The organism is Burkholderia sp. 3C, assembly GCF_054589155.1.
In genome coordinates this window covers 33,878-57,926 of sequence record NZ_BAAILN010000076.1, presented here as the reverse complement: position 1 = coordinate 57,926, position 24,049 = coordinate 33,878, and the positions used below count along the sequence as shown (strand labels likewise).

General features: G+C 63.7%; 22 protein-coding genes. 8 read left to right on the top strand and 14 right to left on the bottom strand.

Translation table 11 applies throughout. The features are described 5' to 3' along the window. The first annotated feature begins 9 nt into the window (after positions 1 to 9). Positions 10 to 1,485, top strand: a complete 1,476-nt coding sequence (zwf, locus tag ACYP33_RS13900; protein ID WP_414442102.1) for a glucose-6-phosphate dehydrogenase — start codon at positions 10 to 12, stop codon at positions 1,483 to 1,485. 122 nt (positions 1,486 to 1,607) lie between these two features. Here the strand turns inward: zwf and ACYP33_RS13895 are convergent, their stop codons facing one another. Beyond that, positions 1,608 to 3,005: a purine-cytosine permease family protein gene (locus ACYP33_RS13895; RefSeq protein ID WP_459622438.1), complete on the bottom strand. Its 1,398-nt coding sequence runs from the start codon at positions 3,003 to 3,005 to the stop codon at positions 1,608 to 1,610. 296 nt (positions 3,006 to 3,301) lie between these two features. On the opposite strand from ACYP33_RS13895, the gene ACYP33_RS13890 reads away from it, so the two are divergent. Beyond that, on the top strand, positions 3,302 to 4,114 hold the full coding sequence (locus ACYP33_RS13890; protein WP_459622364.1) for a YkgJ family cysteine cluster protein: 813 nt from the start codon (positions 3,302 to 3,304) through the stop codon (positions 4,112 to 4,114). Positions 4,115 to 4,128: 14 nt separating this feature from the next. Here ACYP33_RS13890 and ACYP33_RS13885 read toward each other — a convergent pair whose 3' ends face one another. Together ACYP33_RS13885 and ACYP33_RS13880 are read right to left on the bottom strand one after the other, a co-directional pair. Then, entirely contained in the window at positions 4,129 to 4,824 is a 696-nt protein-coding gene (locus ACYP33_RS13885; RefSeq protein WP_459622362.1) for a glutathione S-transferase, read from the bottom strand. Positions 4,825 to 5,212: 388 nt separating this feature from the next. Continuing rightward, the gene (locus ACYP33_RS13880) at positions 5,213 to 6,241 is read right to left on the bottom strand and encodes an SDR family oxidoreductase (RefSeq protein WP_459622361.1); all 1,029 of its coding nucleotides are present in this window, start codon (positions 6,239 to 6,241) and stop codon (positions 5,213 to 5,215) included. Between the two features lie 55 nt (positions 6,242 to 6,296). Between ACYP33_RS13880 and ACYP33_RS13875 the strand changes: the two genes are divergently transcribed. Next, positions 6,297 to 7,253, top strand: coding sequence for an AraC family transcriptional regulator (locus tag ACYP33_RS13875; protein ID WP_459622437.1), 957 nt, complete (start codon positions 6,297 to 6,299; stop codon positions 7,251 to 7,253). A gap of 116 nt (positions 7,254 to 7,369) precedes the next feature. Here the strand turns inward: ACYP33_RS13875 and ACYP33_RS13870 are convergent, their stop codons facing one another. Continuing rightward, complete coding sequence (locus tag ACYP33_RS13870; protein ID WP_459622360.1) at positions 7,370 to 8,344, bottom strand: oxidoreductase; 975 nt, start codon at positions 8,342 to 8,344, stop codon at positions 7,370 to 7,372. Between the two features lie 96 nt (positions 8,345 to 8,440). On the opposite strand from ACYP33_RS13870, the gene ACYP33_RS13865 reads away from it, so the two are divergent. Then, positions 8,441 to 9,367 (top strand): AraC family transcriptional regulator, encoded by a 927-nt coding sequence (locus tag ACYP33_RS13865; RefSeq protein ID WP_459622359.1) that lies wholly within the window; start codon positions 8,441 to 8,443, stop codon positions 9,365 to 9,367. 138 nt (positions 9,368 to 9,505) lie between these two features. Here ACYP33_RS13865 and ACYP33_RS13860 read toward each other — a convergent pair whose 3' ends face one another. Genes ACYP33_RS13860 through ACYP33_RS13840 form a run of 5 tightly spaced genes read right to left on the bottom strand, consistent with a single transcriptional unit; the run spans position 9,506 to position 13,433 of the window. Then, positions 9,506 to 10,261 (bottom strand): cyclase family protein, encoded by a 756-nt coding sequence (locus ACYP33_RS13860; RefSeq protein ID WP_459622357.1) that lies wholly within the window; start codon positions 10,259 to 10,261, stop codon positions 9,506 to 9,508. Positions 10,262 to 10,266: 5 nt separating this feature from the next. Next, a complete protein-coding gene (locus ACYP33_RS13855; RefSeq protein WP_459622355.1) occupies positions 10,267 to 10,644 on the bottom strand; it encodes a cupin domain-containing protein in 378 nt (125 codons plus the stop codon). After that, the gene (locus ACYP33_RS13850) at positions 10,641 to 11,321 is read right to left on the bottom strand and encodes a 4-hydroxythreonine-4-phosphate dehydrogenase (protein WP_459622353.1); all 681 of its coding nucleotides are present in this window, start codon (positions 11,319 to 11,321) and stop codon (positions 10,641 to 10,643) included. The genes ACYP33_RS13855 and ACYP33_RS13850 overlap by 4 nt, the downstream gene beginning before the upstream one ends. Before the next feature lie 22 nt (positions 11,322 to 11,343). Further along, positions 11,344 to 12,345, bottom strand: a complete 1,002-nt coding sequence (gene pdxA, locus ACYP33_RS13845) for a 4-hydroxythreonine-4-phosphate dehydrogenase PdxA (protein ID WP_459622351.1) — start codon at positions 12,343 to 12,345, stop codon at positions 11,344 to 11,346. After that, a complete protein-coding gene (locus ACYP33_RS13840; protein ID WP_414451689.1) occupies positions 12,342 to 13,433 on the bottom strand; it encodes a four-carbon acid sugar kinase family protein in 1,092 nt (363 codons plus the stop codon). The genes pdxA and ACYP33_RS13840 overlap by 4 nt, the downstream gene beginning before the upstream one ends. 87 nt (positions 13,434 to 13,520) lie before the next feature. On the opposite strand from ACYP33_RS13840, the gene pdxR reads away from it, so the two are divergent. Then, entirely contained in the window at positions 13,521 to 14,990 is a 1,470-nt protein-coding gene (gene pdxR / locus ACYP33_RS13835) for a MocR-like pyridoxine biosynthesis transcription factor PdxR (RefSeq protein ID WP_459622349.1), read from the top strand. Positions 14,991 to 15,115: 125 nt separating this feature from the next. Here pdxR and ACYP33_RS13830 read toward each other — a convergent pair whose 3' ends face one another. From ACYP33_RS13830 to ACYP33_RS13815, 4 genes are all read right to left on the bottom strand, one after another. Continuing rightward, complete coding sequence (locus ACYP33_RS13830) at positions 15,116 to 16,663, bottom strand: efflux transporter outer membrane subunit (RefSeq protein WP_459622347.1); 1,548 nt, start codon at positions 16,661 to 16,663, stop codon at positions 15,116 to 15,118. Continuing rightward, on the bottom strand, positions 16,660 to 17,733 hold the full coding sequence (locus ACYP33_RS13825) for an HlyD family secretion protein (protein WP_459622345.1): 1,074 nt from the start codon (positions 17,731 to 17,733) through the stop codon (positions 16,660 to 16,662). Before ACYP33_RS13825 ends, ACYP33_RS13830 begins: the two co-directional genes overlap by 4 nt. Positions 17,734 to 17,760: 27 nt before the next feature. Then, positions 17,761 to 19,359, bottom strand: a complete 1,599-nt coding sequence (locus ACYP33_RS13820; protein WP_459622343.1) for an MFS transporter — start codon at positions 19,357 to 19,359, stop codon at positions 17,761 to 17,763. A gap of 175 nt (positions 19,360 to 19,534) precedes the next feature. Next, positions 19,535 to 20,470, bottom strand: coding sequence for a LysR family transcriptional regulator (locus tag ACYP33_RS13815; RefSeq protein WP_459622341.1), 936 nt, complete (start codon positions 20,468 to 20,470; stop codon positions 19,535 to 19,537). Between the two features lie 144 nt (positions 20,471 to 20,614). Between ACYP33_RS13815 and ACYP33_RS13810 the strand changes: the two genes are divergently transcribed. Next, positions 20,615 to 20,890, top strand: a complete 276-nt coding sequence (locus tag ACYP33_RS13810) for a DUF1330 domain-containing protein (protein WP_459622339.1) — start codon at positions 20,615 to 20,617, stop codon at positions 20,888 to 20,890. A gap of 73 nt (positions 20,891 to 20,963) precedes the next feature. On the opposite strand, the gene ACYP33_RS13805 is transcribed toward ACYP33_RS13810, so the two are convergent. Beyond that, a complete protein-coding gene (locus ACYP33_RS13805; protein WP_459622337.1) occupies positions 20,964 to 21,869 on the bottom strand; it encodes a LysR family transcriptional regulator in 906 nt (301 codons plus the stop codon). Between the two features lie 164 nt (positions 21,870 to 22,033). Between ACYP33_RS13805 and ACYP33_RS13800 the strand changes: the two genes are divergently transcribed. Both ACYP33_RS13800 and ACYP33_RS13795 read left to right on the top strand, forming a co-directional pair. Beyond that, positions 22,034 to 22,876, top strand: coding sequence for an NAD(P)H-dependent oxidoreductase (locus tag ACYP33_RS13800; RefSeq protein ID WP_414451683.1), 843 nt, complete (start codon positions 22,034 to 22,036; stop codon positions 22,874 to 22,876). 15 nt (positions 22,877 to 22,891) lie between these two features. Beyond that, positions 22,892 to 23,899 (top strand): zinc-dependent alcohol dehydrogenase family protein, encoded by a 1,008-nt coding sequence (locus tag ACYP33_RS13795; protein WP_459622334.1) that lies wholly within the window; start codon positions 22,892 to 22,894, stop codon positions 23,897 to 23,899. Positions 23,900 to 24,049 lie beyond the last annotated feature (150 nt).

Below are 24,049 nucleotides of genomic sequence, written 5' to 3'. Positions count from 1 at the left end.
CCACCACCCATGACCCACCCCACCTCCCAAGCCGCAAAAGAATCGCCCGTCGACATGATCATCTTCGGCGGCGGCGGCGACCTCGCCGCCCGCAAGCTGCTGCCCGCGCTCTTCATGGCGCACCTGCACGGCAATCTGCCGGCCGAAACGCGCATCATCGCGGTCGGCCGCCGTGACTGGGGCATCGACGGCTACCGCAAGTTCATGGAAGAGCAGTCGCGTCCGTTCATCGACGAAAAAGCCTTCGACGCGCAAGCGTGGAGCCGCTTCCTCGACCTGTTCCAGTACGTGCTGATCGACGTGAACGCCGCCGCCGACTACCAGCGCCTGGCCGAAGCCTCGCGCGACGAGGCGATCCGCGTGTTCTACCTGTCGACCTCGCCGGAACTGTTCACGACGATCTGCGACAACCTCGACACCGCGAAGCTGCTGAACGCCGCCTCGCGCGTGGTGCTCGAAAAGCCGCTCGGCCACGATCTCGCCTCGGCGCAGGCGATCAACAACGACGTCGGCCGCCATTTCGCGGAATCGCAGATCTACCGGATCGACCACTACCTCGGCAAGGAAACGGTGCAGAACCTGATGGTGCTGCGCTTCGGCAACCCGATCTTCGGGCCGCTCTGGCAGGCGCCGTATATCCGCAGCGTGCAGATCACGGTGGCGGAAACGGTGGGCGTGGGCAGCCGCGCCGGCTTCTACGACCACACCGGCGCACTGCGCGACATGGTGCAGAACCACCTGCTGCAACTGCTCTGCATCGTCGCGATGGAACCGCCCGTGTCGCTCGATCCCGATGCCGTGCGCGACGAGAAGCTCAAGGTGCTGCGCTCGCTGCGTCCGATGACGCCGGCCGACATCGCACGCGACACGGTGCGCGGCCAGTACGCGGCCGGCGCGGTGGACGGCAAGCCGGTCAAGGGCTATCTCGAGGAAGACAACGTGCCGCCGAACAGCCGCAACGAAACCTTCGTCGCGCTGCGCGCCCACATCAACAACTGGCGCTGGGCCAACGTGCCGTTCTTCCTGCGCACCGGCAAGCGGCTGCAAAAGCGGCAATCGGAGATCGTCATCGAGTTCGCCGACCTGCCGTTCTCGATCATCCCCGACGGCCCGCGCCACTACAGCAACCGCCTCGTGATCCAGTTGCAGCCCGAGGAATCGATCCAGTTGCAGATGCTCGCGAAGGAGCCGGGCAGCGGCATGAACATGGTGCCGGTGAGCCTCAACCTCGATTTGCAGCAGGCGATTCCGGAGCGCCGCGCCGAAGCGTACGAGCGCCTGCTGATCGACGTGATCCGCGGCCGCCTCACCCACTTCATGCGCCGCGACGAACTCGAAGCGGCCTGGACCTGGGTCGAGCCGATCCTCGAAGGCTGGCAGCAGCCGGGCGATCGGCCGCGCCTCTATACGGCGGGCACGTTTGGGCCGGCCGCGTCGTCGGCGCTGCTCGCGCGCGACAACATGTCGTGGGCCGAGGAGGCCTGAGCACGCGGGTTCACACGCTGCTTCGTCACGCATGAAAAAGCCGGCTGCGAATGGGCAGCCGGCTTTTTTTCGTCTTCATTTTTTAACGGGCGATCAACGCACGTTCGGCGTTGATTAGGCGATTACTTCGCGCCGCGTGCGCCCTCGCCCGGCTGGATCAGGCGCTCGGGAATGCTGCGCGACGACGCCCGCGCACCGATGTAGTACAGCAGCGCCGGCACCGCGAGGCCGAGTATCCAGGAGATGTCGGTGCCACCCAGCGCATCGACGAGCGGGCCGGTGTAGAAGCCCGTCGAGATGAACGGCATCTGCACGAGAATGCCGACCGCGTAGACGCCGATCGCCATGCCGTTCCAGCGGCCATAGCGGCCGTCGGGGTTCGACAGCGCCGGCACGTCGTAGCGCGAGCGCGTGAAGACGTAATAGTCGACCAGGTTGATCGCGCTCCACGGCGTGAAGAACGCCAGCAGGAACAGGATGAACGACGTGAATTCCTTCAGGAACGCGTGGCGGCCGGCGATCGCGAGCGCGGTCGACACGGCCACCATCGCGAGGATGTAGGCGAGCCGCCGGCCATGCGACAGCGTGCGCTGGCCGCGAAAGCCGCTGACGATGGTCGCCATCGACATGAAGCTGCCGTAGGCATTGAGCGTGGTGACGGTGACCTTGCCGAACGCGATGCTGAAGTACAGCAGCCCGGCCACGGCGCCCGTCGAACCGAGCCCGACGATGAACGCCACCTCGTGATGCGCGAACTGCGCGCCGGCCAGCGCCGCCGCGAACACGCCGAACACCATCGCGGCCTGCGCGCCGATCACCGACCCGAGGCCCACCGCCAGAAACGTGGCCGGCGAGGATGTCGAGCGCGGCAGGTAGCGCGAATAGTCGGCCACGTACGGGCCGAACGCGATCTGCCACGACGCCGACAAGGACATCGACAACAGGAAGCTGGCGATCGAGAAATGCCGGTTCGCCAGCAGCAGCCCGATGTCGTGCTGCGCGAACAGGCGCGCGAACATGAACACGAACGCCACCACGCCGATCACGCTGGCGATGCGGCCGATCAGGTGGATGGTGCGATAGCCGAGGATCGTCAGGAGCACGATGCAGATCGCGAACAGCACGATGCCGGCCACGTCGCCCACGCCCAGCAGTTGCGCGACGGCCGCGCCGGCCAGCACCGAGCCGCTGGCCGAAAAGCCGACGTACATCAGGCAGACCAGCACCAGCGGGATCGTCGCGCCGTACACGCCGAACTGCACGCGGCTCGAGATCATCTGCGGCAGCCCCAGTTGCGGCCCCTGCGCGCCGTGCAGCGCCATCACCGCGCCGCCCACCAGTTGGCCGAGCAGCAGCGCGATCAGCGACCAGAACACGTCGCCGCCCAGCACCACGGCCAGCGCGCCCGTGACGATCGCCGTGATCTGCAGGTTCGCCGACAGCCACAGCGTGAACTGGCTCGCGAGGCTGCCGTGACGCTCCGCGTCGGGAATGAAATCGATCGATCGCGTTTCGATCAACGCGCCGTTGCCACGGCCCTCTCTCTGGTTCGCCACGTATTGCGCTCCGGTTGGTATCGCCGACGACGCGCGGCGGCGGATGGGCTCGACGGCCCGTGCTCGCATCTTCTTGTATAGACATCCCGGCAGACATCGGGAATTACCCCGCATCGCCTTGGTCGGCTTCATGCACGCATCTCAACCAGCCAAATTTGAATAGTCAACCTGGGCGATGAAAATCATCGTGCGCCGCCACTGTAACCACGGCGGCCCGCGCAGCGAATTGACGGCGTCGAACACCACCACACCCCCCGATCATGTCCGTCCACTTTTCCTGCACGATGTGCGGCCGCTGCTGCCATGACCTGCGCCTGCCGCTCGCCGTTGACGAAGCGATCACCTGGCTGTCGCGCGGCGGCGAGGTGCAACTGTTCTGCGACGCCGTGCCCTGGCCCGAGGAGCCGCCCGCCGACAACCTGCTCGCGCAGCACCGGCGGCGGCGTTCGTTCGCGGCCCAATGCGGCACGCTGCCGGTGCGCGTGGCGGTCACGCTGGTGGCGGCGTTCGCCGGGCCGTGCCCGCACCTGCGCGCCGACATGGCCTGCGGCGCCTACGAGCAACGTCCGCGCGTGTGCCGGATCTATCCGGCCGAATCGCACCCGGCGCTGGCGCTCGACCCGGCCTCGAAGGCCTGCCCGCCCGAGGCGTGGGCGGCCGACCGGCCGGTGCTGATGACCGAGGGCCGGTTGGTCGATGCCGCCACCGCCGAGCTGATCGCGCAATCGCGCGAGGCCGACCAGCGCGACCGTCTCGCCAAGGCCTACCTGTGCGCGCAACTCGGCTACGACACGGCCGCGCTCGCCAACGAGGGCTTCGCCGTGTATTCGCCGGCGCGCGAGGCTTTGCGCGCCGCGCTCGAAGCCGCGCAACTGGCGGCCGCGCACAGCGACGGCAGCGCCGAGCCGCATTCGCCGTATCCGTGGCGCTACGTGACGAACCGCGCCTCGACGCTCGCAACGCTGCTGTCGATCGACGCGCCGGCGCGCCTGGCCGATACGGCGCCGGCCGGTGCCGCTCCCGCTTATCTGGGATTCTTCGATGCCGAACCGCCCGAACCGCCGCGGGCCTGATCGAGCAGCCGGCGTCAGGTGTTCAGCACCGCCAGCGCCGGCTGCTTCGCGACGCTCGGCCGCGCCAGCATCCGTACGAGCCAGGCGCGCAGCGCGGTGCACGCTTCCGGCACCGGCAGCTTCACGATCGCCGCGAACACGAGGCCACCGATCACGGTGATGTCGGCCATCGAAAACGCGTTGCCAGCCACGAACGGCCGATCCCGCAGCACTTGGTCGAAGTAATGCATGCCGCGCACGGCCTTGTCGCGCTGCCGGAAGCCCCATTCGGCGTTCTGATACAGCTCGACATCCGGCCCCAGGCCCGGCGTGCCGTGGTGGAAATACACGCTGATCGCGTCGAGCAGCTCGATCTCCGCGCGCTTGCTCATCATGTGGATCACGCCCTTCTCCAGCGGCGTGGTGCCCGTCAGCACGGATGCGCCGTCGAGCGCGTCGAGGTATTCGGTGATCGCCGTGCATTCGGCGATGCAGGTGCCGTCGGCCAGTTCGAGCACCGGCAGCGTGCCCGAATAGTTCTTGTCCGCGATGAACGCCGGACGCTTGTGCTCGCCCTGATAAAGATCGACTCGCTCGAAGCGCACCTGCGCTTCGAGCTGCTTTTCGGCGACCGCGATGCGTACGCGCGCCGGATACGGCCCGGTCGCGAAATCGTGGATCGTCATGACGGCGCGGGTGTCCGCAGCGGCGTGGATGGGTTCGATGCTCATGGATTGCCTTTCGATGGAGGGGTTTCGACACGCAATCGGCGAACGGATGATGCTTCGATCGCCGATCATTACCTAACGTTCGTTAGGTTAATGACAAAGCGTGCGATACGCAACCTCAATCACTTCGGTGTGCGAAGGTAGCAGGCGTGTGAACGGCGACGGGATCGGATTCGAGGGCGCGCTTTCTGGCGGCCGCGACGCGGATCGCGCCGGCACACGTCAATGACAGGCCTGAATTGTCGCGAGCCGGCCCACGGCATTGGCAACCAGGCCGCGCGCCGCCAATGCCGGGTGGCCGTCGTGCAACGAAATGGACCTGGCCGAGCGGGACAGCGCGACGGCCTTCGTGCTTGCTCCATCGACAAGGCGCGAGCCGCCCCATGCCCTGTTACGGCTTGAGCAGGCCAAGCCGGATCAGGCTGTCGGCCGTGGCGACGATCGCGTCCTCGCTCGACCGCGGCCGCCAGCCGAGCAGCCGGATCGCCTTGGCGCTCGTGGCGTTCATATCGCGGCCGAGCAGCGTCGCGATACCGCGCATGGCCGGGTTGCGCCACGCCGCCAGGCGCACCACCCAATTCGGCAGCTCGCGCGCCGACACCTTGCCAGCCGCCGCGCCCATCCGGCGGCGCAGCACCTCGGCCACCTCGCGCATCCACAGGCTGTGGCCCGCGATCGCGAGAAAGCGCTCGCCGTTGGCGGCCGGATGGCGCATCGCGAGCACGTGCAGGTCCGCCACGTCGCGCACGTCGACAAAGCCGCAATTGATCTTCGGGCAGGCGCGCTGGCCGTCCAGCATGTTGGTGACCGTGCGGATCGAGTGGGAGTAGTCGGGGCCGAGCACCGGCCCCATCACCGCCGTCGGATTGACCGCCGACAGTTCCATCCCGCCGCCCTCTTTCGCGATGAAATCCCAGGCCGCGCGCTCGGACAGCGTCTTCGACTTCTGATACGGCCAGACCTTGCCCGACAGGTTGCTCCAGTCGCGCTCGTCGAACGGGCGGCTCAGTTGCGCATGCCCCGCGCAGATCGCGCCGAACGCCGACGTCAGCACCACCCGCTTGACGCCCGCGTCGCGCGCGGCGCGCAACACGCGCAGGTTGCCGTCCACGGCAGGCCGGATCCAGTCGTCCTCGGTGGCATGGTTGCCCGATGGCGTGGGCGACGCGCCATGCAGCACGTAGCTGCAGCCGGCCACCGCCTCGGCCCAGCCGCGGTCGTCGCCAAGGTCGGCCATGGCGAAGCTCAGGCGCTCGCCCGGCTGCGCGCCGCCCTGCTTGAGGTTGCCGAGCACTTCCGCCTCGCGCCCCGGCGAGCGGATCGTGGTGCGCACGCGATAGCCTTCGCGCAACAGCGCGAGGATGCAATGCTGCGCGATAAACCCGGTGCCGCCGGTGACGAGTACCGTTGTGTCGTTCATGCCGATGTCCTGATTGAGCAAAGCCTCAGCTTAGACAGCGGCACTCGGACCGTGAATAATTGAAAGTGCGATTTACTTGCGCGATAGTACGAGAATGAGCACCGATCCCTTTTCCGACATCCTCAAGTTCACCAGCGCCGAATCGATCGTGACCGGCGGTTTCACGGCGGGCGGCCCGTGGGCGCTGCGCTTCCCCGCGCCCGACAAGATCAAGTTCTTCGCGGTCGTGAAGGGCTGCTGCTGGGTCCGCATCGACGGCGAACCGGCGCCGGTGCGGTTCGACACCGGCGACGTCGGCCTGCTGTCGGCCAGGCGCGCGTTCGTGCTCGCCAGCGACCCCGATCTGGAACCGCTCGACGCGATGAGCGTGTTTTCCGGCGCGGGCCGCAACAGTCTGCAATTGGGCGACGGCGCCGATTTCGCGCATCTCGGCGGCCACGTGCTGCTCGATCCGGCCAGCGGGCGCTTGCTGGCCGACGTGCTGCCGCCGTGGATTCACGTGCCGGCCGCGTCGCCGCAGGCCAGCGCGTTTCGCTGGCTGCTCGATCAACTGGTGGAGGAACGCACGGCCGAGCAGCCTGGCGGGCAACTGGCGACCGCGCAACTCGCGCAGTTGCTGTTCATCCAGATCCTGCGCGCGCACCTGAAAACGTCGGACGCGATGCCGGCCGGATGGCTGCGGGCGCTGGGCGACCCGCGCATCGCGCCGGCGCTGCGCCTGATGCACGGCGAGCCGGCGCGCGCGTGGCATCTCGACGAACTGGCCAAGGCGTGTGCGATGTCGCGCACGAGCTTTGCGTTTCACTTCAAGGCGGTGGTCGGCACCGCGCCGCTGACCTATCTGACCGAATGGCGCATGCGTCTGGCGGAGCGGGCGTTGCGGGAGGAGAACCGGCCGGTGGCGGTGCTGGCGGAATCGCTCGGGTATGCGTCGGAGAGTGCGTTCAGCAACGCGTTCAAGCGGGTGACCGGGAGTTCGCCGCGAGCGTATCGGTTGGGGGTTCGGGGGTGATCGGCGCTTGCCGGGCGGTGCAAGCCAACGCGCCGCATCGAGGTGGGCCCGATGCGGCGCGTTGGCTGGATACGCCATGAGGGGCCCCCATCGCTCGACGCGCTGCCCCAACAACATCAATCGATACGCACGCCGGTAAGCTGTTCGCTCAATTGCCAGAGCCGCCCTGCCGCTACCGCGTCCATCGCCCGAGGACGCACGCCATTCAGCGCCTCCGAGTCGTCGGACGGGAGCGCACGAGCAATGTCGCAGTCCGCGCAGTAAACCCCGCCCATGCCGTCGAGCCTCGCGCTCGTCGCGCACCAGACGCTCGTCGCAGCACCTTGCTGCGGTGTCTTCTTGTTGTTTTCCGGATCGATGATCGGCCGGCCTTCCTTGTCGATGTAGTCCTGGGCTTCAAGCGCTTCCCTCGGCATGTGACGGACCAGGTCCGTGATGATGCCGCCCGGATGAACGGAAAACGCGCGCACCCCCGAGTGCTTGCCGATCGCGTCCAGCGCCACGGCGAACAGTGCATTGGCCGTCTTGGCCTGGCCGTAGGCAACCCACGGGTCGTAGTCTCGGCGTTCGAAGTTCACGTCGTGGAAATCGATGCCGGCCCGGCGATGCCCATAGGAACTCAGGGCTATCACGCGTGCCTGCCCGGCGCGGACCAGCGCCGGCCACAGGCGGCAGGTCAGTTGAAAGTGGCCGAGGTGGTTCGCCGAAAACTGGCATTCATATCCGCGCGCATCGCGTGCGAGCGGCGGCCCCATGACGCCGGCATTGTTCACGAGGATATCGACGGCATCCGTCGAATCGAGGACATGCTCGGCGAAACGATCGATGGACGCCGGATCGAGCAGATCCATCGGCTGCAACACCACATCGGGCATGCCGCTCAAGGCGGCGCGCGCCTTCACGAGATCGCGCGCCGGCACGAACACCTTGGCGCCGGCAGCCCGGAACGCCTTGACGGTTTCGATACCGATGCCGGAATAGCCGCCGGTGACGACGGCGCATTTGCCGGTCAGGTCGATGCCGCGGATGACCTCCTCGGCGGTGGAAGCGGCTCTGAAGCCCGAGCCAATGGGCGATTGCGGGGTAGACATACTGGATCTCCAAGAGTGACATCCGCATGCTAATGTTCCGAACCCGTACCTATAAGCCGCATTCGTTCATTTTTTATACGCAATCATTCAAACCTGATGGTCGATCCGCTATCCGATCTCCTGGATTTTCTCCAAGCCCGCTGCGACCTGTCCGGACGATTGGTGGCGGGCGGCACTTGGGCGCGTCGCTTCGGCACGATGGGTTCGATCAAGTTTTGCGCCATCACGGAAGGCCGTTGCTGGTGTTTCATGGAAGGCCTGCCCGACGAACCTCGCCAGCTTGCGGCGGGCGACATCCTGGTCATGAGCGGCACGCATACCTTGGTGCTGGCCAGCGCCCCGGCACGGATCTCCGGCGCGACGGCCATGCCGCTCGCCCGGGACGACGACGGCACCTATCGCCTTGGCCACGGAACCGACTTCACCATGTTGAGCGGCCTGGTGCAGATCGACGCCGACCGGCAGGCGCTGCTCCTGAGCGGCCTGCCGCCGCTGATCCACGTGAGCAGGGCCACGGAGGCGGCCGCGCCGATTTCATGGCTGATCGCGCAATTGGTTGCGGAAACGCAGCCCGGCAGCCGGCCGGGCCAGGCCACCGTGATCTCCGGGCTGGCGCAACTGCTGTTCGTGCAGACGTTGCGGGCCTATCTGGCGCACGCACCTCACGACGATCGGGGCTGGTTGAAGGGTTTCGGCGACGCTCGCCTGTCCGTCGCGCTGCGCTGCATCCACGGCGATCCGGCTCGAAACTGGAACCTGGAGGCGTTGGCGAAAGAGGCCGGGATGTCGCGAACGTCGTTCGCGGTTCGATTCCGCGACATGATGGGCGTGCCGCCCCTGACCTACCTGACCCGGTGGCGCATGCACCTGGCCCGGCGCGCGATTCGGGCGGGCGTGTCGATAGCGGAGGCGGCGGCGGCCGTGGGATATTCGTCCGAAAGCGCGTTCAGGAGCGCGTTCAAACGTGTGATGGATGTGGCGCCGGGGCAGTATCGGCGAACGGCGGAGGTGGGAGACGCTTGAGGGGACGGCAGGCCGACCAAGCCGTTTGAACCCGCCATCCGCGCCGGCGCGGCGCGCGTCCGCACTGTCCATCCGAAGCGATCGTCGAGGGCATGGCGCGGCCGATAAAAACGCGCCGATCAAAGACAACGTATTACGTCACGGCACGATCGCAAAAACACGCGCCGGAAAGCCGGAACCATGCTTCGGCTTCGGCCACGTTGCGACGATGAGCGCCCCCGCTTCAGGCACCGCATCGAGATTCGCCAACAGTTCGATCTGCCAACGATCCTGGTCGAGCACATAGCGTTCGAGCGAACCGTCACCGCGGCTGATCGCGAGGCCGCCATCGGTGTCCAGCGTCTCATGCCCGCAGGCCGTGGCGCCGCGCGCCTCGAAGATATGGCGTAGCGCTGCGAGGGTCCAGCCGGGGAAATGCGCCACGCCCTGCGCGTCGCGATTCGATATCTTCTCGCGATCCGGCCAGCGCGACGACCAGCCGCTGTGCTTGGCAACGAATGCCCCGCGCGGCACCACACCGTGACGCGTTTCCCAACGCAGCACGTCGTCGATCGACAGGCAATAATCCGCGTCGGCGGCGACCTGCTCGCGAATGTCGATGACGACCAGCGGCAGGATCATCTCGCGCACCGGAATCTCGTCGAGAAACCGGCGGCCGGCCACGAAGTGCGCGCCCGGATCGACGTGCGTGCCCCACTGGCCGACAAAACTGTAGCGATGCGCAAGAAACCCCTGCCCCATCGAACCCCGCGAGGGTGCATGGTCGTACAGGACCGTGCGCGTCTCGGGCTCGAAGAACGGCGAATGCGGAATCGATGCGTCGAACGCGTGGGTCAGGTCCACGAACCGGCACGCGTGCAACTGCCCCAGGAGTGCCCAGAGGTCGAGCGCCATGCGTTTCAGATGCGCTCGAGGTTGGTGCGCGTGCGCGCGTTGACGACATTGCCGGTATTGATGGTCGTCTTCGGCTCGAGCAGCAGGCAATGCACTTCGTCCGTCACGGCTTCCGGGCAGTGCTCGGTGCGCTTCGGCACGATCAGGTATTCACCCGCTTCGATCACGATATCGCCGCCGTTTTCGGCGTGCAGCTTCATGCGCAGCGTGCCCTTCACCACGAAGAACAGTTCGTCCTCGTGATCGTGATGATGCCAGTTGAACGTACCGCTGAATTTGGCGAACTTGATCTGCGACTCGTTGATGTCGCCACCGATCCTGGGCGACCAGTATTCGCTGAAAGCCGAGAATGCAGCCGCGACGTTGACCTTGTTCAGTTTCATGCCGTCACTCCTTCGATCTGGAAAATGGTGTCGATCTGCGCCGGCAGGAGGCGCTTGACGAACGTACCCTGAAACAATGCGCTGCCCACCGTGAAACCCCAAGTCTGCGCCTCGATCATGGCCTTGACACGCGCTTCTCCGTCGATGCTGCCGGCCGCAATGACGGGAACCGTCACGGCTTGCGTGACGCGCCGCGTCAACTCGGCCGGGTCGCCTTTGCCCGTGAAGCGGTAAGCGAGCAGATCGAGCCCGTGTACACCGGGCACGGCCGCAATGCGACGCGCATCGTCGACGATCTCGTCCATCGTACCCTCGAGCACGGTCGGGTGCCCGACCGTGCGGCCGGCAAACGGAAAGTATTGGATCGACGAGCCGCGCAGCATGGCCAGCGCATCCTCGACGTGACGGCCGCCGAGCAGATAGTCGACGCCGATATCGAGCGCAGCCTGGATCGATTCGCGTTCGCTGTCACGGCTCGTCGCAACCACTTCGAGCATGACCTTGCGGCCATCGGCCCGGATCCGTTGCGCCAGTTGCCTGAGCGAGGCGACCGGCAGGCCGATATCCTTGAACCCGACAAAGTGAACGGGGCTGTCGCGCAGGCTGTCGTAGACCGCCAGCGCATCGGGAACGGTGGCATCGTTCTCCGTGAGCATCAGAATGAAATGGGAGGACATGTCGGACTCCTTGATAAATGACTCACACCCGCGAACGGGCGAATTGATGGGCGGTTTGAAGTGCGACCTGCAAACTCGCGGGGTCGGCTATCCCCTTGCCGGCGATATCGAACGCCGTGCCGTGATCCGGGCTCGTCCGCACGAACGGCAGGCCGACGGTAATGTTCACGCCGTCTTCGACGCCCGCCAGCTTGACCGGAATCAGCCCCTGGTCGTGGTACTGCGCCACCACGATGTCGAAGCGGCCACGGCGTGCGTTCATGAACACCGTGTCGCCCGGCCAGGGGCCGCTGGCGTCGATGCCTTCCGCCCGGGCACGCTCGATGGCCGGCGCGATGATGTCGAGGTCCTCCCGGCCAAACAGCCCGCCCTCGCCGGCATGAGGATTCAGGCCCGCCACGGCAACCCGCGGGCGCTCGATGCCGAGTTCCGTCATCGCACGATGCGCGAGCCGGATGATGCGCAATTCGCTCTCGACGGACAGCCTTGAAATCGCCTCGCGCATCGAGCAGTGAACCGTCACGAGAATCGTGCGCAACGTCGGGTTCACGAGCATCATCGCGTAGTCGCGCGTGTCGGAAAGATCCGCGAGCATCTCCGTGTGGCCCGGATAAGGAACGCGGGCGGCGGCAAGCGCCTCCTTGTGAATCGGCGCGGTGCAGATGCCCGCGATCTCGCGCTGCATCGCCAGATCGATCGCCGTGCGGATCGCGCCAAAGGCCGCTTCGCCGGCCAGTGCACTGATGGCGCCCAGCGGCAGATCGGCAGGCAGCGGTTCGGCGCCCGGCACGCGCAGCACGTCGAGCGTGCCCGGGCGCGGTGCGATGCCCGACACCGAATCCGTCTCGCGAATCTCGAGCGGCAAGCCGAGCGCGGCCGCCGCGCGCCGCAGCACGCCGGCATCGCCGACGGCAAACGACGGATAGTCAGCGATAAACGCGCTGTTCGAGAATGTCTTGACGACGATTTCGGGCCCAATGCCGGCCGCGTCGCCCATCGTCACGGCGATCAGTTTCTGTTTCATGCTCTTGCTCCAGTCAATGCGTCGATGCAGGCGAGCAGCGCGTCGTCGTCGCCAAAACCACCGGCCTTCGTAATCATCGGGAAGCGGCCTTTCGAGGTGCGAACCTCGACCAGCGGCACACCCGGCAGGATTTCGCGATGGACGCGCAGCGACACGGCAGGCAGGGCGTCGACAATACGTCTGGCCGTTTCGCCCCCCGTTACGACCAGGCCATCGCACGCGCCATCGGAAATGAGGTGGGTGGCCTGCTTCACCAGGTCGCGCAGTGCCGCTTCGGTCAACGCGGCCTCGAACAGGCGATCACTGCCGGTAGCCAGCACGTTGATCGGGCGGCGTTCGCGCGCCACGATCAGTTGGCGACGCGAACGCGGATTGAGGCTGCCGACAACCAGCCAGGGCGCATCGCAGGGCAAGGCCGCAGGTCGAGGAGTCGGTTCGGGCTGCGGCAGTGCACGGGCGAGCGCGCGCAGCAATCCCGTGGAACCGGCGAGCAACACGTCTCGTGAGCCGGCGAACATGCCGACCAAGGCGTCGAGATCATTCTCGACACGCGCATCCATCACGACGGCGTCGTGCTCTTCGAGCAGGGCTTTCGCTTGCGCGGCGTCGCGTGCGATGACAACCGGCAAACCCTGCGCGAGAAACAGCGCAGGCACGTTGGACTCCCGAACCGGCAAGGTCGGGTCTCTCCCGAATGCGGTTTCATGGACGGGAATGCCGTCGACAAGTACCCGGCCAGCCTCCGTCGTGCGTCCGGCCGACGGGAACGCCGGCGCGATCAGCAACTTGCAGCGGCCGGATGCGGCGCGGGCGCTCAGGCAGTCTTCGGCGACGCGCCCGCGCAACGTCGAATCGAACTGCAGCACGAGCACGTCCGCATCGCGCCAGGCACGCGCCGTATCGGCTACCGGGTCGCCGGCCGCGACGTGTTCGCGCGTATCCGTGTCGAGGCTGACGACTGCGGTCGCCCTCACCGCGCCGGCCTGTTCCGGCCGCAGCAGCGCGGCCGTATCCCAGCCTCGCTCGGCAAAACAGGCCGTGCCGTCGAGCGCGCTCGTGAAGTCGTCAGTGATGATGCGAATCCGCATGGAAATTCCGCGTTGTCTTTGGTTCTTGAATTTTGACGTTTTTCATGTATTTTTTAAGAACCAAAAAAATGGAATTTCAGGGTGTCTATGGTTCGCTCCACCGTGTCGAAACAATCCCATCCTGCCCTGGTCGACCTTGAGATCGATCGGCATGCAAGCGGCCCGGTGTTCCGCCAAATCATCAGGCAATTACGCGAGCGAATCGACAACGGGGTCCTGCCATGCGGAACCCGCCTGCCACCAACACGCGATCTGGCGCAGCAACTGGGAATCGCGCGCAATGGCGTCGTGGAGGCCTATGACGAATTGATTGCCGATGGCGTGCTGGAGGGGCGCGGCCGAAGCGGGACCTTCGTGGCCGCGAGCCGGGGCATTGCCGCGCCTCGTCGACAGACCATCGTCCGGCAATCGTCGGTTTTGGGACGGATCGATAACGAGAACGGCAAGACGGTGCCGCAACCGGCCACCGCATTCGACTGGCGACTTGGGCAGGTCAATGTGCGGGCACTGCCGCTGGAGGCATGGCGCAACGCATGCCGTGAAGCCGGGCGGCATCTTCCGCCGGCGGGATATGGCGACTCGCGCGGAGAATCGGGATTGCGCCATGCGATTGCGCACTGGCTGCACGAACATCGTTCGGTGTCGGTCGATCCCGATCAGATTGTCGTGACCCACGGAACCGGGCAGGCACTGCATCTCGTCGCGCGCACGTTCTTGCGCGATGGCGACCTGTGTGCGGTCGAAGACCCTGGATATCCGGGGGCCAACTGGGCATTCGCGCGCTCGGGCGCGACGCTGCGCCATGTGCCCGTCGACGACGAAGGCGTGTTGGTGGAACGGATCATGGAATCGCCGGGCATTCCGGCGTTGGTACACGTGACGCCGGCGCACCAATACCCGCTGGGCGGCCGTCTGTCCGGGCCACGGCGTCGTTCGCTCATCGACCTCGCTCGCATGCACGGGACCGTGATTGTCGAGAACGAGTACGACTGCGAATTCCACTACGCGGGCACGCGTTATCCGCCGTTGTTTGCGAGCGCGCCGGACAATACGTTGCTGCTAAGCACGTTTGCGAAAGCCGTCAGCCCCTCGCTGCGGCTCGGCTTTATCGCGGCGCCCAAGGCGGCGGCAACGGCGCTGGCCGCACACATCGAACGCGAACGTGTGCATGTGTCCTGGCCCGTTCAGAAAATTGTCGAGACGCTGTTGGTTTCAGGAGAACTCGACAAGCATCTGCGCAGAGTGCGACGCCACTATGGCGCGATGCGCGATCTGGTTCGTGCACGCCTGGCCGACTACGTCGGCGAAATCGACTTGAGCGGCGATGAAGGGGGCTTGCACGTTGTGGTGGCCGGTCGCGAGCGAGCATTCGATCGCGAATTGCGAAGGGCCTTGAATTCACGCGGCATCGTGTTCAACGAAGTGCGGGAGTTTGCCGGTTCGACGCTGGAAGAGTCGAATGGATTTTTGCTGGGGTATGCGCATATGGATCTGGACGATCTGTCCGTTGCGCTGGATGAATTGACCGACTGCATCGGGCGGTGTCGTTCGCGTTAGGCGAAACAGCTTGGGCGAGTGGATCATTTCTGCGGATAGCGCTGCCGACCAGCGGCAGCGGACCACAACGGGAAACGCGTTGACGTCAAACACAACAAAGCAGGAGGTGTCGAGACCGCTCATCGCTACCCCAGATCAGTGCGCCGCGCGGATTCGCCTGACGCGTTCCCGCCACTGATCATGAGTTTTCCACGCGTGGAAGCGTCGACCTTTGCAGCCTCTGGCGCAGAGGGGAAGCTCGTTTCCCACCCGCCCCCCAGAGCCTTGTAGAGGCCGACCAATGCGAGTGACACGTCGGTAATACTGGCAACCCTGGCTTGCTGCGTATCCAGCAGGTCGCGCTGGACGGTCAGCACATTGAGGAAATCTGTCGCACCCGCTAGGTACTGACTACGTGCGTTCTCAAGTGCCTCGCTGTCCTGCACCTCCGTTGCGTCAAGTTTCTCCTCCCGTGTCTGCCGTGTGTCGTAGTCGCTCATGGCGTTATCGACCTCATGCCACGCATTGAGTACCGTGCGCTGGTATTCGATCATTGCTTCACGTTGCTGTGCCTTGCGCAACTCGAGTTGGCCCTTGAGACGCCCCCCCTCGAAGATCGGTACGGTCAGCGCCGGCCCCACGCCAAACATGCGTGAACTCCACTCGTCGAGATCTCCAAAGTGCATGGCCTGAAGACTCAGATTCGCTGAAAGGGTGACCCTTGGGTAGAAGTCCCCAACAGCGACGCCGATGTCCGCAGTTGCCCCATGCAAACGTGCCTCCGCCTGGCGGATATCCGGCCGGCGCTCGGCCAGTTGCGAAGGCAATCCCACGGGCACGCGTGGCGGCACGGGGGGAACGGCGTGGACGGCATCGAGTTCGCCTTCGAGCGTTCGCGGGGGCTCGCCGAGCAGGAAACTCAGAGCGTTGACGAGATGAACCCGCTGGTTTTCAAGCACCGGCAGACGCGCTTCGATGCCGCTCACCTGAGCTGCTGCCTGCGCAGTCTCAAGGTGGGTCGCTACCCCGTCGGTAAAGCGGATCTGGGTGAGCTTCAGGCTTTGGCGTGCGATGTCGAGGTTTTGCTCAACGACAGCCTGTTGTGCCTGTACGCCCCTGAGCTGGATATAGTCGCTCGCCGTCTCGGCGATTGCAGAGAGCAGGACATCGCGCCGCAACTCCGCAGTTGCCTGTACCGACGCGTCGGCGGATTCGATCTCGCGACGCACACGCCCCCAGAGGTCCAATTCCCACGAGGCGTCGATCCCCGGCTGCCAGACGTTGTAGTCATGCTGGCCATTCAGACCTGAAATGTCGACGAGCCCGTTCTGGCTCGAGCGCGAATGCTGATACGAGGCCGTTCCCTCGAACGCGGGCATGGCGTCCGCCCCGGTCATGCGACGGGCCGCTCGTGCCTGCATCAGCCGCTGAGTGGCAACCTTGACATCGAGGTTTGCGCCTGCCACACGCTGAACGAGCGAAGAGAGTTCGGCATCCGAGAATGCGGTCCACCACTGCGCATCGACGTCGCCTGGAACAGCTCGACTGCCTACCGCTGGTGTTTCCTGTTTGGCCGCCTGCGTCCACTGTGCCGGCAATGCGGCTTCAGGTTTGTAATAGTCCGGACCGACCATGCACCCGGCTAACAGTGTCAGCAACACCGCGCCGGCTACGCGCGCAATATACGGGCTCATTTCAGAATGCCTCCCGTATTACCCTTGGCATCCGAATCGTCCGTCCGGATGGTTGCCTCGACTGACATGCCTACGCGAAGGCGTTCCAGTTCAGGCTGCCCGGGACGCAGCAGGATTTTCACCGGAATGCGCTGGACAATCTTGGTAAAGTTTCCCGTTGCGTTGTCCGGTGCGATCGGGGCAAAGGTCACCCCCGTGGCCGGTGCCAGGCTATCGACCGTTCCGTGCAACACGGCGCCAGGAAACGTATCGACGCGGACATCGGCCGGCTGGCCGCGACGCGCAGATCTCAGCTGCGTTTCCTGAAAGTTGGCTACAACATAGGCCCTCTGCAGCGGAACCACGGCAAGCAGTGGCGTGCCTGCAGTCACGTAAGCCCCGAGACGCACTGAGCGTTGGCCCACCATGCCATCAACCGGGGCGACGATATGTGTCCATGAGAGATTGAGGCGAGCCGTGTCGAGTGCCGCCGATGCCTGTTCGAGCGCCGCCTGCGCGCGATCCCTGACCGACTGCAGCACCGCGACCTGCTGCCGTGCTGCCTGGACGGCCGCCTGGCTGCGTGCAACGTCAGCCCGCGCGGTATCGATACGGGACTGTGCCTGCTGCGCGTTCTGCACGCTGCCCGCACCACGACTTGCCAGATCTGTGTAGCGACTGTAATCCGCGCGGGCGAACGTATAGCTCGCGCGGGCAGCCGCAAGCGCTGCATTCGCCTGCTCGATGACCGACTGCTGCTGCACGATACTTGCCGACGCATTGTCGATCGCGGCTTTTGCCATAGCCACGTTCGCCTGTGCAGAAGCGACTGCTGCCCGGTAATCCCTGTCGTCGATCTGCGCGAGGAGTTGCCCCTGATGGACGACCTGATTGTCCTCCACCAGCAGCCCCGTGATCTGCCCAGCCACACGCGGCGCAACGACCGTGTAGTCGACAGTCACATACGCGTCGTTGGTGGCCTCTGATGACAAAGACCGACCAAAACCGGCAATGGCAGCCGATACGGCAACCGCAATCAGGATGGCGGCAGCGACGATATGCATTTTTCGTTTTTTAATTGATTCAGACATGGCTAATAAAATCGTTCTCGGGTCGCACTACTTCGCGACAGCGCTGGGAGGATAGACACGGGGCGCGAGGAGCGGAATCAGCACGATGAGCGCAACCGCAATGAGGGCCATCAGCCGGAAGACATCCGCTGAAGCAAGAACCAGCGCCTGCTCACGTATCCGGTCGTCGAGAAGTGGCAGTAACGCCGGGTGCGGGAGTTCCGCCGCACGGATCAATCCATCGTTCGCCCCGGCCAGGACCTGCGGCCGGTTGCCAAGCTGGTCAACGAGTACGTTGGAATGGAAATGCTCGCGCATGGTGAAGAACCCTTCGGTCACGCCAGTTCCCACGACCGATGCGAGCCCCTTGATCGTGTTAAACCAGGCAGAAGCAAACGGCCCCTCGACAGGTGCGAGCCCGTTGGTCGCCAGCACGAGAATTGGAATCACCGACATCGGCTGCGCGAATATCTGGATGATCTGCAGGACGTAAAAGTTCTCGCGCGTCCAGTCCGATGTGAGATTGCTACCAATGCCGCACGTCAACGCAATGAGGCCGATCCCCGTGGCAAGAATCCAGCGGCAGTCAATCGCACGTACGTTACACAAGGCTGCGACGATGGGAAGCGCCAGCAGTTGCGGCAGCGCTACGCATAACGAAAGAGGTGCGCTTTGCAAGGGCCGATAGCCCTTCACTTCCGCAAGGTAGGCCGCGGGAATGCCCGCAATGGCGACAAAGATCAGCAGCACGCCACCAAGCGTAATAAGCGCATGGGTTAGATTCATGCGCGCCAGCAACTGGATCTTGAAGAAGGGCAACGGGTGAAACCATTCGTTCACCAGAAACAGCACGAGCAGGATCGCCGAAGCGACAAACAACAGGCAGATCAACGGTGAATCCATCCAACCCAGCCGCGTTCCCTGGCCCAGCGCCGCAATGAGCATTCCGACCGCAGGAAAGCCAAGGACCAGGCCGCGCCAATCGAACTGGCGGCATCGTTCGAGGCGCAGGGGATCCTGCGGAAGTCCCCATGCAATCATGAGTATCGACAGCAAGCCGAGAGGCGCTATTTCCCAGAACAGGAATCGCCAGCCAACGTATTCGGTCCACAATGCCGCGAGCGGTGTACCAAGATTTGGCGCGAAGGTTGCCGTGAGCGCATAGGCACCCAGCCCGTAGATCTTGATTCCCGGAGGCAGGAATCGCAGCGCAACCGTCATGAGCATCGGTGGAAGACACCCTCCGGCGAATCCCTGCAATGCGCGCAATGTGAAGAGTGCCGCCGTGGAAGGGGCAAATGGAAAAATAAGTCCCAGCACGGCAAATACAGCGACCGCACCAATCGTAAAGCGCCTGAGTGAAAATGTTGTCGCGCACCAGGGCGCGAACATCATCGCCGTCACCTGCGTGACCTGATAGAGCGTGGACAGCCATGACGCGTCGTCGTAACTGATCCCCATGGCGCCACGTACATCGGCCATCGCGATTTCGGTTACATGATCGTTCAGTTGAGCGATCACAACGGCGAGAAGCACGCCTGCCATGCCCACGAGGATTCGCGCGCCAAATGCCGCCGGCATGGCAGGACTGACGGGCACCGCCGATGCGGACGCAGTCGGCACCGGGGAAAGCACGACGCTGCTCACGTGCGCCCCCATACCTCATCCGAACACCGCATCGAGACAATGACAGCGTCAATTGAATTCGGAAAATCGTTCACCGTTTTACCTTCCACAGACAACATCGAATGTGGTCAGTCTAGATGCGGTGGGTCACTCCGAAAATTGAAATCTTTGCACTCCTGCCGTGCGTCTGACGCATCTATTTCGAAAGCACCATCGCGCCGGGATTAGCACCAGCCTCACCCGTGCAGAGTTCGCGGACGATACCTCGGAGCCATTGATGCGCGCTGTCGCTCTGGAATCGGGGATGCCACGCCTGGACAACCACCACGGTTTCGAGCGGAAGTGGCAGCTCAAAATGACGCGCCCGCACGCCCATCCGTCGTACGGCCCACGCAACGTGCTCGGGTACGGTCAAGATCAGGTCCGAACTCCCGAGCATGAAAACGCCTGAATGAAATGAGGGAGCCACCAACGACACACGGCGGGAAAGACCGAGACGCTGCAGGGCAGTATCAATCGGGCCGCTCGCACGTCCACGGCGGGAGACACTGATCTGATCGTATTTCGCGAAACGTTCGGGAGTAATTTCGTGCTCGAAGATGGGATGCTGATCGCGCGCCATCCCAACGAACTTCGTCGTGAACAGCGACTGCACATGTAAGTCCTTCCCCATCGGGCGCATAGCGCTGATATAGAGATCGACCTTGCCATCCTCCAGCACCGTATCTTCCGTTTCCCGCTCCGGTGAGAAACGTAACAGGACATGGGGCGCCTCGGCACACACCCGTTCCATCAACGCCTGCCCGAACGCGCTGATGAATACGTCGTTTGCATGCAGATTGAAATTACGTTTGAGCGAGGATAGGTCGACCTCGTGTTCGGGTTCCAGCAGGCGGCGAGCGCCCTGAACAGCTTGGCGGACCTGCTCCCGCAACGCAAGTGCGCGCGGTGTCGGCACCATCTTGCGCCCGACCTTCACAAAGATCGGGTCACCGACAGTCTCGCGAATGCGTGCCAGGGTACGACTCATCGCCGGTGCACTTAGATTCATGCGGCGAGCGGCGGACACAACGGACCCCTCCTCGAGCAACACGTCGAGCGCGAACAGGAGATTGAGGTCAGGTGATTGCATGATGGGGAAATTATAGTTGCTCAGACATGAGCCGCTATGGTCTTTGTCGTGCGTTGAACGCACTACAGAAGTGCATGGTACGGCATTTCTGGCTCCTTCATGAACGAGCACAATTTCACGAACTTCACCCCCTAAGGTGGCTTGGTGACTGCGTTTGTAGTTGTCGAAATCAGAGATGTGGACGAAAAGAGTCATGTCTCCAGCGCATTAACGACACGGTCTATTGCGAATCACGGTGGACAAATAGTCATGTGGGGCAGTGCCGCCTATCCAGACATGATCGAAAACTTTGAGCGCGCACTTATCATTCAATTTCCAAGTGCTGACGCCGCACGCCACTGGTACAAAACCGGCGATAACGCGAGCGCCGGATCGACGCAAAGAGAAAACCTCAACATCCGAGTGATGCTAATAAGTTGAATTTCGCCAACACGACGCACGGAACGACCACGTTTCAAAGGAACCTTTCTCAGTCGTCACATCTCCGCGCCCGCTAATCGTCCCCCTTAATGCTCGAACCGATAAGCTCCCGTAACCATTGATGCGACAGGTCGCGATGTGACCGTTCGTGCCACAGCATTACCATTTCGTACCCGGGAACCTCGACCGGCGGCGCGACCGATCGTAATTTGGATTCGCCATTAAGCAGGCGCGATGGGAGCATCGCAACCAAGTCCGTACGCGACAATACGTCTTGTACGAAGGTGAAATGGGGCACTGAAAGTACGACTCGCCTCTTCAGACCAAGCTGTGCCAAAGTCATATCAGTGACGCCGACAAATCCACCTCCATCCGGTGACACGATTACATGATCCAGTTTGCAAAACTGCGACACGGTAAGCTTTCGCTTGAGTCGAGGATGATCAGGCCGTCCGACCAGCACATACTTTTCCTGAAACAAGGTCTTTCGGCGTAAGCCGTCAGGCGCTTCGTCCGCCGTATGGAATGCTAGATCAACTTCACCTATTTCGCATTGTCTGGCGATGAGACGCGGTGCGATCTGCGTAACGCTAACGCGAGTATTCGGCGCATATTCACGCAGCCTTGGAAGCGTCGGTAGCAGTACCGTCGTTTCACTGTAATCCGTCGCGGCAATCTTCCAAGTTAGTGCCGCGGTGTATGGGTCAAACGGCTGTAACGGCGACATGACTTCGTTCAGGGCAGCCAAGGCCACGGAAAGCGACTCCCGCAGCGAGTCGGCCCTTGCCGTTGGTCGCATACCGCGAGGCCCGGGCAAAAGCAGAGGATCCTTGAAGACTCTTCTAAGTTTCGATAGGTGGACGCTGACAGACGGCTGCGACAGATTGAGACGCTCGGCCGCCCGACTCACGTTGTGCTCCTCAAGCAATACATTGAGCGTGCGCAGAAGGTTCAGGTCGAGACTACGCAAATTATCCATGACAATACCAGGTATCTATGAAATTCATTTCCAATATACCTGATCACCATTTACGCTGCATGCTTCACCATCAACGCGATAAACGGTGAAAGTCCTTAGGGCTGTCTGGCTTTGAGGAGAACGGTCGAAAGCCGCCTCTTCCCTTTCTTATTCAGGATCACCGCATGAGCAACGTTCTTATCGTCCACGCCCATCCAGAGGCCCAGTCGCTGACCGGCTCTTTGAAGAACCTCGCGGTCGAAACGCTGACCGCGCAGGGCCATCAGGTTCAAGTATCCGACCTCTATGCCATGCACTGGAAGGCCGTCGCCGATGCAGCCGATTTCCCGCAGCGAAAGAACGCCGATCGGCTACGCTATGCATCGGAATCAGGCAACGCCTTCGCCACGGGTACCCAACCCGCCGATATCGTGGCTGAGCAGCAGAAGCTGCTGTGGGCCGACGCGGTCATCCTCACCTTCCCGTTGTGGTGGTTCAGCGCGCCGGCAATCCTGAAGGGTTGGGTGGAGCGCGTCTATGCGCATGGCTTCGCTTACGGCGTTGGCCCGCATGGTGGTGAACGCTGGGGCGATCGGTATGGTGAAGGAACGCTAGCCGGTCGCCGGGCGATGGTTGTCGTCAGCATCGGCGGTCGCGAGCCGCACTATAGCGAGCGCGGCGTCAATGGCCGACTCGACGAGATCTTGTGGCCCATCCAGCATGGACAGCTCTTCTATCCGGGCATGGATGTTATGCCGCCCTTCCCCATCTACCAGAGCGACCGCCTGTCTGAAGAGCGCTGGGTGGAAGTCGCGGCAGCCTTCAAGGTCCGGATGGAGAATCTCTTCACCGACACGCCGATCCCGTATCGCACTCAGAATGGCGGGCACTATGACGGACAGCAGGTGCTCAAGCCCGGCCTCGGTTCCGGAGAAACGGGCCTCCGCATCCACCTGGCGCAACAGGGCGATCCTGTTGAGAATCTGGACTCGGCCGAATCACGGCCCGCGGCGCTTGCCAGCGCCTGATCAGGATTGCCAATCATGCGTGCGTTCCACTCCAACGGTCAGGTCGGCCTCGAAGCCCTCACGATGGTCGACTTGCCCGATCCGGGTATACCGGGCCCGGGAGAAATCCGGGTCCACCTGCATGCGACCTCGCTCAATTATCACGATCTGGGCGTCGTGACGGGGCGGCTTCCAGCCGCTCCGGGACGCATCCCCATGGCCGACGGAGCAGGCGTGGTCGAGGCGGTCGGGCCGGACGTAGAGGCTTTCTCGGTCGGCGACCATGTCGTGTCAACTTTCTTTCCGACGTGGCTTGATGGCGAGCCGCAAATCGCCGATTTCGCGACGACGCCGGGCGACGGTATCGACGGTTACGCACGCGAAGTGGTCGTGGCGCCAGTACACGCCTTCACACACGCACCGAAGGGTTACACCCATGCCGAAGCAGCGACGCTGACAACGGCAGGGCTAACGGCTTGGCGCGCTCTCGTCGTCGATGGTGGATTGAAGGCCGGTGCAACTGTGCTGGTGCTGGGCACGGGTGGGGTGTCGATCTTCGCGCTTCAACTCGCCAAGGCAATGGGGGCGTCGGTGATCGTGACCTCGTCATCCGACGACAAGCTGGAACGTGCCTGCGCGCTCGGCGCCGATCACACCGTCAATTATCGCGAGATCCCAGAATGGGGCAGGCATGTCCGCGATATTACCGGCGGACGCGGCGTCGACCATGTCGTTGAGGTCGGGGGACCCGGCACACTGGCCCAGTCAATCCAGGCCGGGCGGGTCGGCGGTCATCTGGCGCTGATCGGCGTTCTCACTGGACGCGGCGGCGATGTGCCCACGGGTTTGCTGATGGCGCGCCAACAGCGGCTCCAGGGCCTCGTGGTCGGTAACCGCCAGCATCAACTCGAAATGGTACGGGCGCTCGACATCGTCGGCGTCAGGCCCATCATTGATCACGCCTTCACGTTCCCCAAACTGGCCGACGCCTTCCGTCTGCAGCAAACAGCCAGCCACTTCGGCAAGATCGTCGTGGAATATTGAAAAGAACGATGGAGCGCCTCCATCAACTCCAACTCGGCGGAGCCGTCTCGTTAGGGGTTTATCCTCTCGAGACGGCGTAGTGTTTCAGGTCTTCGTGAGGAGCGGCCACCGCTCGTAGAACCGGTTTCTTTCAAATCGCTCCTGCATCCG

What these genes read in the sequence shown, in the direction of transcription:
- pdxR (WP_459622349.1), top strand. Translation starts at nt 13,521, where the DNA reads ATGGTTCGCTCCACCGTGTCGAAACAATCCCATCCTGCCCTGGTCGAC.
- ACYP33_RS13795 (WP_459622334.1), top strand. Translation starts at nt 22,892, where the DNA reads ATGCGTGCGTTCCACTCCAACGGTCAGGTCGGCCTCGAAGCCCTCACG.
- ACYP33_RS13830 (WP_459622347.1), bottom strand. Translation starts at nt 16,663, where the DNA reads ATGAGCCCGTATATTGCGCGCGTAGCCGGCGCGGTGTTGCTGACACTG.
- zwf (WP_414442102.1), top strand. Translation starts at nt 10, where the DNA reads ATGACCCACCCCACCTCCCAAGCCGCAAAAGAATCGCCCGTCGACATG.
- ACYP33_RS13860 (WP_459622357.1), bottom strand. Translation starts at nt 10,261, where the DNA reads ATGGCGCTCGACCTCTGGGCACTCCTGGGGCAGTTGCACGCGTGCCGG.
- ACYP33_RS13800 (WP_414451683.1), top strand. Translation starts at nt 22,034, where the DNA reads ATGAGCAACGTTCTTATCGTCCACGCCCATCCAGAGGCCCAGTCGCTG.
- ACYP33_RS13805 (WP_459622337.1), bottom strand. Translation starts at nt 21,869, where the DNA reads ATGGATAATTTGCGTAGTCTCGACCTGAACCTTCTGCGCACGCTCAAT.
- ACYP33_RS13840 (WP_414451689.1), bottom strand. Translation starts at nt 13,433, where the DNA reads ATGCGGATTCGCATCATCACTGACGACTTCACGAGCGCGCTCGACGGC.
- ACYP33_RS13815 (WP_459622341.1), bottom strand. Translation starts at nt 20,470, where the DNA reads ATGCAATCACCTGACCTCAATCTCCTGTTCGCGCTCGACGTGTTGCTC.
- ACYP33_RS13855 (WP_459622355.1), bottom strand. Translation starts at nt 10,644, where the DNA reads ATGAAACTGAACAAGGTCAACGTCGCGGCTGCATTCTCGGCTTTCAGC.
- ACYP33_RS13885 (WP_459622362.1), bottom strand. Translation starts at nt 4,824, where the DNA reads ATGAGCATCGAACCCATCCACGCCGCTGCGGACACCCGCGCCGTCATG.
- ACYP33_RS13890 (WP_459622364.1), top strand. Translation starts at nt 3,302, where the DNA reads ATGTCCGTCCACTTTTCCTGCACGATGTGCGGCCGCTGCTGCCATGAC.
- ACYP33_RS13850 (WP_459622353.1), bottom strand. Translation starts at nt 11,321, where the DNA reads ATGTCCTCCCATTTCATTCTGATGCTCACGGAGAACGATGCCACCGTT.
- ACYP33_RS13870 (WP_459622360.1), bottom strand. Translation starts at nt 8,344, where the DNA reads ATGTCTACCCCGCAATCGCCCATTGGCTCGGGCTTCAGAGCCGCTTCC.
- ACYP33_RS13825 (WP_459622345.1), bottom strand. Translation starts at nt 17,733, where the DNA reads ATGTCTGAATCAATTAAAAAACGAAAAATGCATATCGTCGCTGCCGCC.
- pdxA (WP_459622351.1), bottom strand. Translation starts at nt 12,345, where the DNA reads ATGAAACAGAAACTGATCGCCGTGACGATGGGCGACGCGGCCGGCATT.
- ACYP33_RS13880 (WP_459622361.1), bottom strand. Translation starts at nt 6,241, where the DNA reads ATGAACGACACAACGGTACTCGTCACCGGCGGCACCGGGTTTATCGCG.
- ACYP33_RS13865 (WP_459622359.1), top strand. Translation starts at nt 8,441, where the DNA reads ATGGTCGATCCGCTATCCGATCTCCTGGATTTTCTCCAAGCCCGCTGC.